Origin of the sequence: Roseateles sp., from assembly GCF_052436255.1 — a bacterium.
Lineage (GTDB): Bacteria > Pseudomonadota > Gammaproteobacteria > Burkholderiales > Burkholderiaceae_C > Pelomonas.
On the sequence record NZ_JBQVNP010000145.1, the window covers coordinates 1 to 13270 of the forward strand.

Here is a 13270-nt window from a genome sequence, read left to right on the forward strand (position 1 = left end):
GCAGATCTTGCGCGCCGGCCTCGATGGCGGCGGTGTCCGCATCGGCGCCGGGCGCGGCGGGCTCCGCCTCGATCATGCCGAGGTGGTCGAAGTCCCAGCCCACCGAGCCGGCGCCGCCGAGCTGGCCCTTGCGGAACAGCACCCGCATGTCCGACGCCGCGCGGTTCACGTTGTCGGTCAGCACCTCCACCATCACCGGCACCCGGTGGGGCGCAAAGCCCTCGTAGATGGCCTGCTCGAAGTGCACGGCCTCGCCGGTCAGGCCGGCGCCCTTCTTGATGGCGCGGTCCAGCGTCTCCTTGGGCATGGACACCTTGCGGGCCTGCTCGACCACCAGCCGCAACCGCGCGTTGTCCTTGGGGTCAGCGCCGTGGCGCGCGGCAATCATGATGTCCTTGGCCAGCTTGCCGAACAGCCGCCCCTTGGCATTGGCGGCGATGTCTTTGTGTTTGGCTTTCCATTGCGCGCCCATGGGGGTTCCTGTGCATTTGGTGAGCCCGGCGCGGTGGCGGTTCGGGCGGGGCGCTACTGTAGATCGCCTCGTCGACCGGCACGCCGGCGCGGCAGGCGGGGACGGCTCAATCCGAACTCCCCAACGTCGCCACCACCTTCCTCGTCTGCCCCGCCCGCCACACGGTGAGCGTCACCTTCTCCCCGATCTGCCGCGTCTCCAGCAGCGACAGCATGTCGTCCAGGTCCGCCACCGGCTGGCCGTCCATGGCGGTGATGACGTCGCCCTGCACGATGCGCCCGCTGCGGTCGCGGCCGAAGGGCTTGAGGCCGGCCGCAGCGGCCGGGCTGCCGTCCGCCACGTTGACGAGCAGCACCCCCTTGGGCGCGCCCAGCGCCTGCCCCAGGTTGAGTGGCCCGGCCGTGACGCCCAGGGCCGGGCGGATGAAGCGGCCGTCGCGGATCAGCCGCGGCACGATGCGGTTGACCTCGTCGACCGGAATGGCAAAGCCAATCCCCGCGCTCGCTCCGCTCGGGCTATAGATGGCTGTGTTGACACCGATCAGCCGCCCCGCCGAATCCAGCAGCGGCCCACCCGAATTGCCCGGGTTGATGGCCGCATCGGTCTGGATGGCGCCGCGGATGGTGCGGCGGGTGACGGACTCGATCTCGCGGTTCAGCGCCGAGACGATGCCGGTGGTCAGCGTCTGGTCCAGGCCGAAGGGGTTGCCGATGGCGTAGACCTTCTGGCCCACCTGCAGGTCGCGGCTGGCGCCGACCGCGATGGCGGGCAGCTTGTCGCGCGGCGCCTCGATGCGCAGCACGGCCAGGTCGCGGTCGGGGAAGGCGCCGACGAGCTTGGCGGGATAGCTGCTCTGGTCGTTGAGGGTGACGGTGGCGCGGTCGCCGCCCTGGATGACGTGGAAGTTGGTGACGATGTGGCCACTGTCATCCCACACGAAGCCGGTACCCGTGCCGCTGGGCTGCTCGCTGGTGCGCAGCGAGAAGAAATCTCTTTGCACGGCCAGCGTGGTGATGTGCACCACCGACGGGCTGACGCGTTTGAACACGCCGATGTTGTTCAATTCCTCGGCGTCCAGCGCGCCGCGGGCGCTGACGGCGCGGGGTTGGGCCTTGGTCTGGGCAACGGCCCAGCCGGTGCTGAACAATGCGGCAAGAGTCAGGATGAGCAGGCGCTGGAGCATGGCGTGGGTGGCGCGGCGGTTGTCGACGGCCGCATTTTGTTGGTAGTTCGGGAGACTGGCGATGAAGCGGACAGGACTAGGTCTGGTGTTGGCAATGCTGCTGTCGAGTGCAGCCGCGCAGCAGGTTTGGAAGTGCGAGGCGAGCGGCCAGGTGCGCTTCAGCGACAAGCCCTGCCCGGGAAGCGGCCAGCCGGTGGCCGAACGCAGCCTGCAGCCCAATGTGGCTGAGGGCCTCAAGCCGGAGGTGACGCGCGCCGCCGTGGCGCCACCGGCCGTCGTTGCAGCGTCTGCGCCGGCAGGTCCGCCCGGCAATGTCTGCCCAGGCGACAGCGAGATCCGCAGCATGGAGACGCGTGCCAACTCGACGACCCTGGGCGACCGCGAGCGCCAGTTCCTGCAGGACGAAGTGCGGCGCGCCTGGCAGTGCCGCAAGGGCCAGGGTCGCTACACGGATGCCGACTGGGCCATCAGCCGCGACGCCCAGGCCCGTCAGACCCACATCGGTGACCGCGACCGCCGTGACGCGCGGCTGCGCGCCGAGGCCATGCACAGCGCGGCCGACCCCGACGAGGGCGACCGCATCGCGCGCCGCCGCATCGCCGAGGACAGGTTGCGCCAGCGCCAGGCCGAGCGCGGGGGGCTGAACCAGCAGGGCCTGCCCCAGCGTCAGAATCCGGCCTCCACCCCAACCTCCTGACCCCTCGTGTCCATGCGCCTGCCGCCCTCTCGCTCGGGTCGACTCGACGCCCTGCGCGGCGCGGCCATCGTCTGGATGGCGGCCTTCCATTTCTGCTTCGACTTGAACCATTTCGGCTGGATCCGCCAGGACTTCTACCGCGACCCGGTCTGGACCTGGCAGCGCACGGCCATCGTCAGCCTGTTCCTGTTTTGCGCCGGCGCGGGCCAGGCCTATGCCCTGTTGAATGGCCAGAGCGCGGGGCGGTTCTGGCGGCGCTGGCTGCAGGTGGCGGGCTGCGCGCTGCTGGTGTCGCTGGGCTCGTGGTTCATGTTCCCCAAAAGCTGGATCAGCTTCGGCGTGCTGCACGGCATGGCCGTGATGCTGCTGTTGCTGCGCCTGGGCCTGGCGCGGCTACCCGACCTGGCGTTGCTGGCGCTGGCGACGCTGGCCATCGCGGCGCCGCAGTTGGTCCAGCACCCGGCCTTCGACACGCGCCTGAGCAACTGGGTCGGCCTGGTCACGCACAAGCCCTTCACGGAAGACTTCGTGCCCGTGCTGCCGTGGCTGGGCGTCATGCTGCTGGGCTTTGTCGCCACGCGCCAGTGGCCCCAGCTGTGGGCGGGCGCCGCGCCGCGGCCGCTGGTGGTTCTGGGGCGCTGGTCGCTCAGTTTCTACATGCTCCACCAGCCCGTGCTGATCGGCTTGCTGATGGCGGTTCAAACCTTGTTCTGAGGGAATAGTCGATGCGAAAGATGCTAGTGGCCGTGCTGGGCCTGTTCATTGCCGCCGCCACCGCGGCCGCGCCGTTTACCTGGCCCGGTGGGGCCCAGGCAGCGGTCAGCCTGGGCTATGACGATGGCCTGGCCAGCCAGCTCGACCATGTCGTGCCGGCGTTGAACAAGCGCGGCCTGAAGGCGAGCTTCTATTTGCCCATCAACAGCCCGACGCTGCCGGCGCGCCAGGACGAATGGAAGGCCGCCGCCGCAGCGGGCCATGAGCTGGGCAACCACAGCCTGTTCCACGGCTGCTCAGGCGTTGGACCGGGTCGCGAGTGGGTGCTGCCGCACCGCGATCTGGACAAACAAACGCCCGTGCAAGTCCAGGAACACATCCTGGCCGCCAACACCTGGCTGCAGTCGCTGGACGGCAAGACTCGTCGCACACTGACACCGCCCTGCCTGGACATGAAAGCCGGCGGCCAGGATTTTGTCGCGGCGCTGCGGCCGCATTTCGTGGCCTACCGCGCGGCCGGCCCGGGCTTGGTCACCGACACGGCGCAAATGGACCCGTATGCGATGCCGGTCTATTTCGTCGAGGGTTGGAGCGGCGAGCAGATGATCGCGCTGGTGGAGAAGGCGGCTGCCCAGCGTGCGGTGGTGTCGCTGCTCTTCCATGGCGTGGGCGCCGAGCACTTGAGTGTCACGCGTGAGGCCCACGACCAGCTGCTGGACCATCTGGCCAAGAACAAGGCGCGCTTGTGGACCGACACGATGGTCAATGTCATGGAGAACGCCCGCAAGCAGGCGGGTCGTTGACGCGATGAGCCGACAATGCGGGCGATGAGCTCTGCCAAGTCCGTCCTGTTCGGCTTCCACGCCGTCACCGTCCGCCTGAAGACCCATCCGGCCTCGGTGGCCGAGGTCCATTTCGACCCCTCCCGGCGCGACCAGCGCATGCGCGCCTTCGTCGAGCGTGCCAAGGAGGCCGGCGCCAAGCTGGTGGAGAGCACGGACGAGCGCCTGAGCCAGATCGCGGGCAGCCCTCGCCACCAGGGCGTCGTCGCCCGCGTGAGTTCAATAGCCCAGCCGCATTCGCTGGACGACGTGCTGGACGCGGTGGACGGCCCGCCCCTGGTGCTGGTGCTGGACGGCGTGACCGACCCGCACAACCTCGGTGCCTGCCTGCGCGTGGCCGATGGCGCGGGGGCCCATGCCGTCGTCGCGCCAAAGGATCGCGCCGTAGGGCTCAATGCGACGGTGGCCAAGGTCGCCAGCGGCGCGGCCGAGACCGTGCCCTATCTGATGGTCACCAACCTGGCACGGACCTTGAACGAGTTGAAGGAGCGCGACATCTGGGTGGTCGGCACCTCCGACCAGGCCGAGCGCTCCATCTATGACCTGGACCTGAAGCGCCCCACGGCCTTTGTGCTGGGCGCCGAAGGCGAGGGCATGCGCCAGCTGACGGCCAAGACCTGCGACGAACTGGTGCGCATCCCGATGGCCGGCGCCGTCGAGAGCCTGAACGTGTCGGTGGCCGCGGGCGTGTGCCTGTATGAGGTGTTGCGCCAGCGCAGATAATTCTGACTACTCAGAAAAACTAGGAGGCCCGCCATGGCCGTCATCGAAGTCACGCACCCCCTCGTCAAGCACAAGATCGGGTTGATGCGCGAGGCCGACATCTCGACCAAGAAATTCCGCGAGCTGACCGGCGAGGTGGCACGACTGCTCTGCTACGAGGCGACGGCCGACTTCCCGCTGGAGAAGACGACGATCAACTGCTGGAGCGGCCCCGCCGAGATCGACCAGATCGCCGGCCGCAAGGTCACCGTCGTGCCCATCCTGCGCGCCGGCTTGGGCATGCTGGACGGCGTGCTGGACATCCTGCCCAACGCCAAGGTGTCGGTCGTGGGCCTGGCGCGTGACCACGAGACGCTCAAGCCGGTCAACTACTTCGACAAGTTCGTCGGCAACCTCGATGCCCGCACCGCGCTGATCATCGACCCCATGCTGGCCACGGCCGGCAGCATGATCGCCACCGTCGACCTGCTGAAGGCGCGCGGCTGCAAGGACGTGCGCGCGCTGGTGTTGGTGGCCGCGCCCGAGGGCGTGAAGGCCCTGCAGGCGGCCCACCCCGACGTGCGCTGCTGGACGGCGGCCATCGACAGCCACTTGAACGAGGTCGGCTACATCATCCCGGGCCTGGGCGACGCTGGCGACAAGATCTTCGGGACCACGCAAGGCTGAGTTCATCAGCCCAGCACCTCGCGCAGCGCCCGGCGCAGCAGCGCCAGCCCCTCGTCCACCTCGGCCGCGCTGATGTTCAGCGCCGGCATCAGGCGGATCAGGTGAGGGCGGGGCGCATTGAGCAGCAGGCCCACCGGCGCCAGCGCCTGGGCCGCCGCCGCCACCTCGCCCGCGCTGTCTGATGGCAGCACCAGGGCGCGCAGCAGCCCCAGGCCGCGCTCGCCCACCAGGCCGTGATCGCGCGCGATGGCCTGCAGGCCGGCGGACAGCTGCGTAGCCCGCTCGCGCACACCAGCCAGGAAGTCCTCCCGGCAGACCTCGTTGACGACCGCCAGCCCCACCGCTGCCATCAGCGGGTTGCCGCAGAAGGTGCCGCCCTGGTCGCCGGGCAGGAAGCAGTTGAACGCCTCCTTGCACAGCAGCGCCGCCAGCGGCACGCCGCCGCCCAGGCCCTTGGCCAGCGTCATCACATCGGGCTCGATGCCAAAGTGCTCGTAGGCGAAGGCATGGCCGCAGCGGCCGATGCCGGTCTGCACCTCGTCGGCAATCAGCAGCACACCGCGTTCGGCGCTCAGTGCGCGCAGTTCGCGCACGAAGCCCGGGTCGGCCACGACGACGCCCGCCTCACCCTGCACGAACTCGAGCATCACGGCCGCCGTGCGCGGTGTCATCGCGCGCTCCACCGAGGCGATGTCATTGAGTCGCGCCTTCGCGAAGCCGCCGGGCATCGGCGGGTAAAGCTCGCCCCAGCCGGGCTTGCCCGAGGCGCTCATCATCGCGAGCGTGCGGCCGTGAAACGCCTGCTCGAAGCCGATGATCTCGTGCGCACCGCCCCGCATGGCGCTACCCCAGCGCCGCGCCAGCTTCACCGCGCCTTCGTTGGCCTCCGCGCCCGAGCTGGCGAGAAAAACGCGGTCAAAGCAGCTCACCTCCACAAGCCGTTGCGCCAGGTCCAGCAGGGGCCGGTTGTAGTAGGCAGGGCTGGGGTTCACCAGCCGCTGTGACTGGGCGAGCAGCGCCTGGGTGATGAGGGCCGGGCTGTGGCCCAGGCTGTTGACGGCCCAGCCCTGCACGAGGTCGAGATGGCGCTTGCCGGCTTCGTCGACCAGCCAGGCACCCTGGCCCGAGACGAAGACCGTGTCGGGGCGATGCGTGATGGTGACGAGGTCTTTTCCGAGGTCTGAGTCGGGGCCGGTCATGGTGCGCTGCTTCATGCGTGGGCAGTTTGCGGCGAGGTGCCATTGGCCGCCATGACGCAGTTCCCACCTTTTCTGCCAACATGCGGCCATGACCTGCCGCATCGCCTTCGTGCTCTTCCCGGGCTTTCAGCAGCTGGACCTGGCCGGGCCGATGGCAGTGTTCGAGCTGGCCCGGCTGGCGCGACCCGGCAGCTACGACTGGCGCCTCGTGGCCAGCGCGCCGGTGGCGGTGCGCAGCTCGGCCGGCGTGGCCTGGCCGGTGCAGGGGTTGCCGCGGCGGCTGGGCGACCTCGATCTGGTCATGGTGATCGGCGGCGATGGCGTGGACGAGGCCTGCCGCGACGCCCGCCTGGTGGCCTGGCTGCGCAGGGCGAGCCGCTCGGGCGCGCGCATCGCCAGCATCTGCAGCGGCAGCTTGCTGCTGGCCGCCGCCGGCTTGCTGGATGAGCGCACCGCCACGACGCATTGGTCCCGCAGCCGGCAGTTCGCCACCGACTTCCCGGCGGTGCGCCTGCAGCCCGACCGCATCTATGTGCGCGAGCCCGCCGTCCGCCAACATGGCCTGCCGGAACTTTGGACGAGTGCCGGCATGACGGCCGGCATCGACCTCTGCCTGGCGCTGCTGGCCCACGACCATGGCGAAGACATCGCGCGGGAAGCCGCACGCCACCTTGTCGTGGAGCGGCGGCGGCCCGGCGGCCAGTCGCAGTTCTCGCCGCTGCTGGACCTGCAGCGCCCCGAGGGCCGCTTCGGTGCGCTGCTCGACGAGGTGCGGCGCGACCTGCGGCGCGACCACCGCGTGGAGGACCTGGCCGCCCGCGCCTGCATGAGCCCGCGCCACTTCGCGCGCTGCTTTCACGCCGAGACGGGGGTCACGCCCGCGCAGGCGGTCGAGCGGCTGCGTGTGGAAGCGGCGCGCGCGGCGCTGGAGAGTGGCGCGGCGTCGGTGCTGCGGGTGTCGTTGGAATCCGGCTTCGGCAGCACCGAGCGCATGCGGCGCGCCTTCCTGCGTCTGCTCGGCCGCCCGCCGGCGGCGTTCCGGGCGGGCGGCGGCGCAGCGTGAACTTTCACCAAGCCGGGGCTGATCCCCGCGGGCCGCGCCTTGCGTCAGTACAGGCAGGCAAGCCAATCCCTGGCGAGCCAACGACCTGATCGAACTGATTCAAGGAGCCCACCATGGCCACGCTTTCCACCCCCACCGTCACCCTCGGTACCACCACCGGCGACAAGCGCGACGTGACCGTCGCCGGCAAGATGACCTTCGACGCCGGCGATGTCGGCCGCACGTACCGGCTGGAGATCCAGCTCTATGGCGAGGATCTGGCCGGCGACGCCCTGCCGGCGGATGACAGCGGCGCCGACGACCTGATCAGCACCTATATGTGGTCCGGCGGTGGCGTGTTCCTGCGGCCATACAAGGCCGTCACCGTCGCCGCCGCGGGCACCATCAGCTACTCCGAGAAGCGCGCCATCCTGACGTCCCGGCTCGACGAGGACGCCGGCAAGGTGAAGATCGGCATGGCCGACATCAACACCCCGGTCTTCGCGCCGCGCGCCGACGAGGTTTACGCGCAGGTGACGCTGGGCATGGCGCCCGTGAGCAAGCGCTCGACGACCGTGCAGGCCGGTATCGGCGTCTAGGAGGCACCCGACCCACAGCCCGACAGCCTCCTAAACCAGGCCCAGCGCGCCCGCCACGCCGCCCCCCAGCACCATCCAGACCAGGCCCAGCCTGGTCTTCAGCGTCAGCACCACGGTGGCGGTGATCAGCGCCAGCGCGCCCCAGCGGTGCGCCTCGGCGCGCAGGAAGGGCAGGGCGAGCAGCCAGCCCGTGGCGATGATGAGCCCCAGCGTCAGCGGCATCATGCCGGCCGAGAAGGCGCGCAGGCCGAGGTGGCCGCGGTGCTCGCGCATCCAGCGCGTGGCGGTCAGCGTCAGCACGGTGGACGGCAGCATGATGCCGGCCATCGCTGCCGCCGCGCCCGACAGGCCGGCCACATTGAAGCCCAGCACCGCGACGAACAGGATGTTGGGTCCCGGTGCGGCCTGTGCAAGCGCAATGGACGAGGTGAAGCTGGTGTCCGTCAACCAGCCGGTCTTCTCGACCAGAAAGCGGTGCATCTCCGGCACCGTCGAGATGGCGCCACCGATGGACAGCAGCGACAGCGTCAGGAAGTGCAGGAACAGGCTGGAGAGGTCGACGGGCGCCGTCATTTGAGCTTCCAGTACGCCACCAGCATGCCGCCGCCGCCCAGCAGCGCCAGCACGCCGACCAGGGGCCAGCGCAGCAGGCCGATCAGCACAAAGGCCAGCACCGCCAGGCCGAAGGCCAGCGCTCGGCCCAGCGGATTGGTCGCCAGCGCGGGCAGCAGCTTGATGCCGGTGGCCAGGATCAACCCGGCCGACACCGCGCCCATGCCGCGCAGCGCGTTCACGGCCATCGGATGCCGGGCCAGTTCGCCATAGGCGATGGCCAGGCCCAGCACGACGAAGGCCGGCGCTGCCAGCATGCCGGCCAGCGCCGCCAAGGCACCGCGCAGCCCGAAGAAGCGGTCGCCGATCATCATGGACAGGTTGACGACGTTCGGGCCCGGCAGCACCTGGGCAACGGCCAGGGTTTCGACGAACTCTTCCTTGCTCAGCCAGCCCAGACGCTCGACCAGCTCACGCTGCGCCACCGCCAGCACGCCACCGAAGCCCTGCAGCGCCAGCCGCGTGAACGCGAGGAAGAGCGCGGTGAGGGACGCCGGACGATTCAGCACGATGGCTTCAGCGGTGAACTTTCAGAGCCTCGGGGTTGACGATGTTCGTCGGCTGCGCATTGATGAAGTTCAGCACGTTGTCGAAGGCGGCGTCGAAATAGATCTCGTAGCTGTCCTGCTCGACGTAGCCGATGTGCGGCGTGCAGACCGCGTTCTCCAGCCGCAGCAGCGGGTGGCCCTGCAGGATGGGCTCACTCTCGAACACGTCGATGGCTGCCATGCCCGGCCGGCCGCGGTTCAGCGCCGACACCAGCGCGCTCTCCACCACCAGCTCGGCGCGTGAGGTGTTGACGAACAGCGCGGTGGGCTTCATCTGCGCGAGGTCCTCGGGCGTGACGACGGCGCGGGTGGCATCGCAAAGGCGCAGGTGGACGGACAGCACGTCGGCCTCGGCGAAGAAGGCCTGGCGGCTCGGCGCGGCCTGATAGCCGTCGGCCTCGGCCTTCAGCCGCGAGGCTTCGCTGCCCCAGACGGTGACCGTCATGCCAAAGGCGCGGCCATAGCCAGCCACCAGCTGGCCGATCTTGCCGTAGCCCCAAATGCCCAGTGTCTTGCCGCGCAGCACCATGCCGACGCCGAAGTTGGCCGGCATGGACGCCGCCTTCAGACCGGCCTGCTGCCAGGCGCCATGCTTCAGGTTGCCGATGTACTGCGGCAGCCGGCGCATCGAGGCCATGATCAGCGCCCAGGTCAGCTCGGCCGGTGCCACCGGGCTGCCCACGCCCTCGGCCACCGCGATGCCCAGGCGCGTGCAGGCGTCCACGTCGATGTGGCTGCCGACGCGGCCGGTCTGGGCGATCAGCTTGAGCTTGGGGAGTTTTTCCAGCAGTTGGCGCGGGAAGGCGGTGCGTTCACGCACCAGCACCAGCACTTCTGCATCGCGCAGCCGCACCGACAGCTGGCCGATGCCCTTGACCGTGTTCGTGAAGACCTTGGCGTTGAGCGGCTCCAGCTTGGCCGCGCAGCGCAGCTTGCGCACGGCGTCTTGGTAGTCGTCGAGGATGATGACGTTCATGGGCGGGGCACGCGCGGCCTGGCGGGCTGGGGCAGCGAACAGCGCGGGGCGCGGGGATTGGGCTTCAAGTTGCGGGGCATTGTGCCCCGGGGCGATGCAGGCCGCCGGGCTGCTGGCTACCATCGGTTTCCCTCAATGGAGACCCCGATGACCCCGCTTTCCATGCACGCCGCCAGCGCCCCCGCCTTTGCCAAGATGCTGGGCAACATGCTCAACTGGCTGGAGGCCGCCAAGGCCCATGCCGAGGCCAGGAAGTTCTCGCCCGATGCCTATCTGGCGCTGCGCCTGGCGCCCGACATGCTGCCCTTGACCAAGCAGATCCAGATTGCCAGCGACGCCGCCAAGGGCTGCGTGGCCCGCCTGGCCGGCCAGGAGATCCCGAAGTACGACGATGACGAAGCGACCCTGGAGGAGCTGGCCGAGCGCATCAGGAAGACGCGCGACTTCGTGCTGTCGGTGCCGGCCGAGGCCTTCGAGGGCAGCGAGGGCCGCGAGGTCACGATCCCGCGCCGCAGTGGTGACCCGCTGAAGTTCGACGGCAGCAACTATCTGCGGCATTTCGCACTGCCGAACTTCTATTTCCACGCCACGACGACTTATGCCCTGTTGCGCCATGCAGGCGTTCCGTTGGGCAAGGGCGACTTCCTCGGCGGCTGATCCCCCTGTTTGAGTCGAGGCGGGCGGGAATTGCTGCGCAATCCGCAGTCTTATCCCCGCTCCCACCGGGGCGGTGCGGCTTGAGAATCAGGAGAACATCCGCTCAAGCCGCCCGCCCCGCATGGACATGTCGACGCCAACTGCCGCCCAGCCTGAAGGCCACCAGGGAATTGCTCTCGTTGAGCAATGGCTCGGCCTGGCCCGCAGCGGCCAGTGGCCGCTGCCCCAGGTGATGGAAGCCGCCTCGCGCCTGCAGTCCGCCGGCGCCGCCGACGCGGCTGCGCTGCTCTACCAGAACTGGGTCGACGCCACGGCCTCGCCGCTGCGCCATGTGGCCTGCTTCAACTGGGGCGCCATCCTGGGCGAGCAGCGCCGCCATGCCGAAGCCGAGGCCGTCTACCGCATGGCGCTCAGTCAGGCGCCCACCTTTGCCCAGGCGCGCCTGAACCTGGGCCACCAGCTGGAACACCAGGGCCGCGAGGACGAGGCGCTGGCCGAGTGGCGCGCCGTCTACGAGCAGGACAACCCCGAAGGCCTGGGCACCGACCCGCTGAGCCTGCGCCTGCACGCCTTCAACAACGCCGCGCGCCTGCTGGAGCAGCAAAAGCGCTATGACGAGGCCGAGGCGCTGATGCGCCGCTCGCTGGAGCTGGACCCGCGCCAGGGTGACGTCGCCCAGCACTATGTGCACATCCGCCAGAAGCAATGCGCCTGGCCGGTTTACCAGACCTTCGGCGAGGTCACGCACAACCATCTGCTGATGAGTACCTCGCTGCTCGGCATGCTGGACGAAAGCGACGACCCGGCGCTGCAGTTGCTGACGGCCCAGCGCTTCGTGCACGACAAGGTCGCCAAGGTCAGCGCCGCGCCGCTGCACAAGGGCCGCCAGCGCGAGGGCAAGATCAAGATCGCCTACCTGTCCGGCGACCTGCACATGCATGCCGTCGGCCTGCTGACGGCCGAGCTCTACGAGCTGCACGACAAGGAGAAGTTCGAAGTCCACGCCTTCAGCTGGAGCCGTGAAGACGGCACGCCGCTGCGCGGGCGCATCAAGGCGGCGATGGACAGCTACACGCCGCTGCATGGCGTGCCCGACCGCCGCGCCGCCGAGCTGATCGCCGAGGCCGGCATCGATGTGCTCGTCGACCTGCAAGGCCTGACCAGCGGCGCGCGGCCGGGCATCCTGGCCCACCGTGGCGCGCCCATCCAGGTCAGCTACCTGGGACTGCCCGCCACCTCGGCCCTGCCGGGCGTGGACTGGATCCTGGCCGACCGCTTCGTGATGCCGCCGGAATCGCTGCCGTATCACACCGAGAAGCCCATCTACCTGCCCAACAGCTACCAGGTCAGCGACCGCAAGCGTGTCGCCAACACGCCGCCGACGCGCACCGAGGCTGGGCTCCCGGAGGACGGTTTCGTCTTCTGCGCCTTCAACAACAACCACAAGATGAGCGAGCAGGTCTGGCGCTGCTGGATGCGCGTGCTGCGCCAGGTGCCGGGCAGCGTGCTGTGGCTGCTGGCGGACAACCCCTTTGCCAAGGCCAACCTGACCCGTGTGGCGGTGGAGGAGGGCGTTGCGGCGGAGCGCCTGGTGTTCGCGCCGCGCGCCCAGCCGGCCGACTACCTGGCCCGCTTCACGCTGGCCGACCTGTTCCTGGACACCTTCCCCTACAACGCCGGCACGACCGCCAGCGACTGCCTGTGGATGGGCACGCCCATCCTGACACGCTCGGGCAAGACCTACATCTCGCGGATGGCCGGCAGCCTGCTGACGGCCGTCGGCCTGCCCGACCTCATCACGACGACGATCGAGGAGTACGAGCAGCGTGCGGTGCAGATCGGGCGCCAGCCGGCGCGCGCAGCGTCCTACAAGCGCTACCTGGCCGAACACGGCCGCAGCTCGCCGCTGTTTGACATCCCGGCCATCGTGCGCGATATAGAGCGGGAGTTCGAGCGCCTGGCGCTGCTCGCCCGGGCGAAGGAAGCGTGATGCGAAGCTTGAGGGAAATGCAACCACAGGGGCAGGGAGCCACAGAATCAATGCGGTCTCTGTGCCTCAGTGTCTCTGTGGTTGCATTTGTCTTGGCGAGGCACTGACCCATGCCGCGCCCCCACGATCCCTTCTTTGACGGCCAGCCCCAGGCGCCGGGCCTGCGCCTGGCCGCCAACGGCGAGCCGCCAGCGCCGGCGGACCCCCTGGCTGACCTGGCCAGCCAGCCCGCCGGCGACCCGCTGCTGCAGGCGCTGGCCTGGCTGACCCGCCATCACGGCAAGCCGCGCTCGACCGAGTCGCTGCGCGCCGGCGCGCCGATCGAGGGTGGACTCACCCCCGACGGCGCC

16 protein-coding genes are annotated in these 13270 nt (G+C 69.5%); 10 read left to right on the plus strand and 6 right to left on the minus strand.

Translation table 11 applies throughout. From position 1 onward, the window contains the following. Both ACT6S0_RS22630 and ACT6S0_RS22635 read right to left on the minus strand, forming a co-directional pair. Positions 1-472, minus strand: a 472-nt coding sequence (locus tag ACT6S0_RS22630) for a YebC/PmpR family DNA-binding transcriptional regulator (RefSeq protein ID WP_444766029.1), incomplete at its 3' end; no start/stop codon positions are given. Positions 473-578: 106 nt separating this feature from the next. Then, entirely contained in the window at positions 579-1655 is a 1077-nt protein-coding gene (locus tag ACT6S0_RS22635) for a S1C family serine protease (protein ID WP_444766030.1), read from the minus strand. A gap of 61 nt (positions 1656-1716) precedes the next feature. Between ACT6S0_RS22635 and ACT6S0_RS22640 the strand changes: the two genes are divergently transcribed. From ACT6S0_RS22640 to upp, 5 genes are read left to right on the plus strand one after another with little or no spacing between them, the layout of a single operon-like run. Next, positions 1717-2352, plus strand: a complete 636-nt coding sequence (locus ACT6S0_RS22640; protein WP_444766031.1) for a DUF4124 domain-containing protein — start codon at positions 1717-1719, stop codon at positions 2350-2352. 12 nt (positions 2353-2364) lie between these two features. Beyond that, complete coding sequence (locus ACT6S0_RS22645; RefSeq protein WP_444766032.1) at positions 2365-3066, plus strand: DUF1624 domain-containing protein; 702 nt, start codon at positions 2365-2367, stop codon at positions 3064-3066. A gap of 11 nt (positions 3067-3077) precedes the next feature. Further along, positions 3078-3869, plus strand: coding sequence for a polysaccharide deacetylase family protein (locus ACT6S0_RS22650; RefSeq protein ID WP_444766033.1), 792 nt, complete (start codon positions 3078-3080; stop codon positions 3867-3869). Between the two features lie 24 nt (positions 3870-3893). Continuing rightward, a complete protein-coding gene (gene rlmB / locus ACT6S0_RS22655; protein ID WP_444766034.1) occupies positions 3894-4631 on the plus strand; it encodes a 23S rRNA (guanosine(2251)-2'-O)-methyltransferase RlmB in 738 nt (245 codons plus the stop codon). A gap of 33 nt (positions 4632-4664) precedes the next feature. Next, positions 4665-5297 (plus strand): uracil phosphoribosyltransferase, encoded by a 633-nt coding sequence (gene upp, locus ACT6S0_RS22660; protein ID WP_444766035.1) that lies wholly within the window; start codon positions 4665-4667, stop codon positions 5295-5297. Positions 5298-5302: 5 nt separating this feature from the next. On the opposite strand, the gene ACT6S0_RS22665 is transcribed toward upp, so the two are convergent. Beyond that, complete coding sequence (locus ACT6S0_RS22665; RefSeq protein ID WP_444766036.1) at positions 5303-6511, minus strand: aminotransferase class III-fold pyridoxal phosphate-dependent enzyme; 1209 nt, start codon at positions 6509-6511, stop codon at positions 5303-5305. Between the two features lie 73 nt (positions 6512-6584). On the opposite strand from ACT6S0_RS22665, the gene ACT6S0_RS22670 reads away from it, so the two are divergent. Further along, complete coding sequence (locus ACT6S0_RS22670; RefSeq protein WP_444766037.1) at positions 6585-7559, plus strand: GlxA family transcriptional regulator; 975 nt, start codon at positions 6585-6587, stop codon at positions 7557-7559. 113 nt (positions 7560-7672) lie between these two features. Next, entirely contained in the window at positions 7673-8137 is a 465-nt protein-coding gene (locus ACT6S0_RS22675) for a hypothetical protein (RefSeq protein WP_444766038.1), read from the plus strand. A gap of 30 nt (positions 8138-8167) precedes the next feature. Here the strand turns inward: ACT6S0_RS22675 and ACT6S0_RS22680 are convergent, their stop codons facing one another. From ACT6S0_RS22680 to ACT6S0_RS22690, 3 genes are read right to left on the minus strand one after another with little or no spacing between them, the layout of a single operon-like run. Beyond that, positions 8168-8710, minus strand: coding sequence for a chromate transporter (locus tag ACT6S0_RS22680; protein ID WP_444766039.1), 543 nt, complete (start codon positions 8708-8710; stop codon positions 8168-8170). Next, on the minus strand, positions 8707-9258 hold the full coding sequence (locus ACT6S0_RS22685) for a chromate transporter (protein ID WP_444766040.1): 552 nt from the start codon (positions 9256-9258) through the stop codon (positions 8707-8709). The genes ACT6S0_RS22680 and ACT6S0_RS22685 overlap by 4 nt, the downstream gene beginning before the upstream one ends. A 7-nt stretch (positions 9259-9265) precedes the next feature. Beyond that, positions 9266-10273, minus strand: a complete 1008-nt coding sequence (locus ACT6S0_RS22690; RefSeq protein WP_444766041.1) for a D-2-hydroxyacid dehydrogenase family protein — start codon at positions 10271-10273, stop codon at positions 9266-9268. Between the two features lie 147 nt (positions 10274-10420). Between ACT6S0_RS22690 and ACT6S0_RS22695 the strand changes: the two genes are divergently transcribed. The 3 genes from ACT6S0_RS22695 to ACT6S0_RS22705 all read left to right on the plus strand — a co-directional run. After that, positions 10421-10930, plus strand: coding sequence for a DUF1993 domain-containing protein (locus tag ACT6S0_RS22695; RefSeq protein WP_444766042.1), 510 nt, complete (start codon positions 10421-10423; stop codon positions 10928-10930). Positions 10931-11057: 127 nt separating this feature from the next. Then, positions 11058-12920 carry an O-linked N-acetylglucosamine transferase, SPINDLY family protein gene (locus tag ACT6S0_RS22700; protein ID WP_444766043.1) on the plus strand — a complete coding sequence of 621 codons (1863 nt, stop codon included), beginning with the start codon at positions 11058-11060 and terminating at the stop codon, positions 12918-12920. Positions 12921-13030: 110 nt separating this feature from the next. Then, a partial coding sequence (locus tag ACT6S0_RS22705; RefSeq protein WP_444766044.1) for a hypothetical protein occupies positions 13031-13270 on the plus strand: 240 nt, incomplete at its 3' end.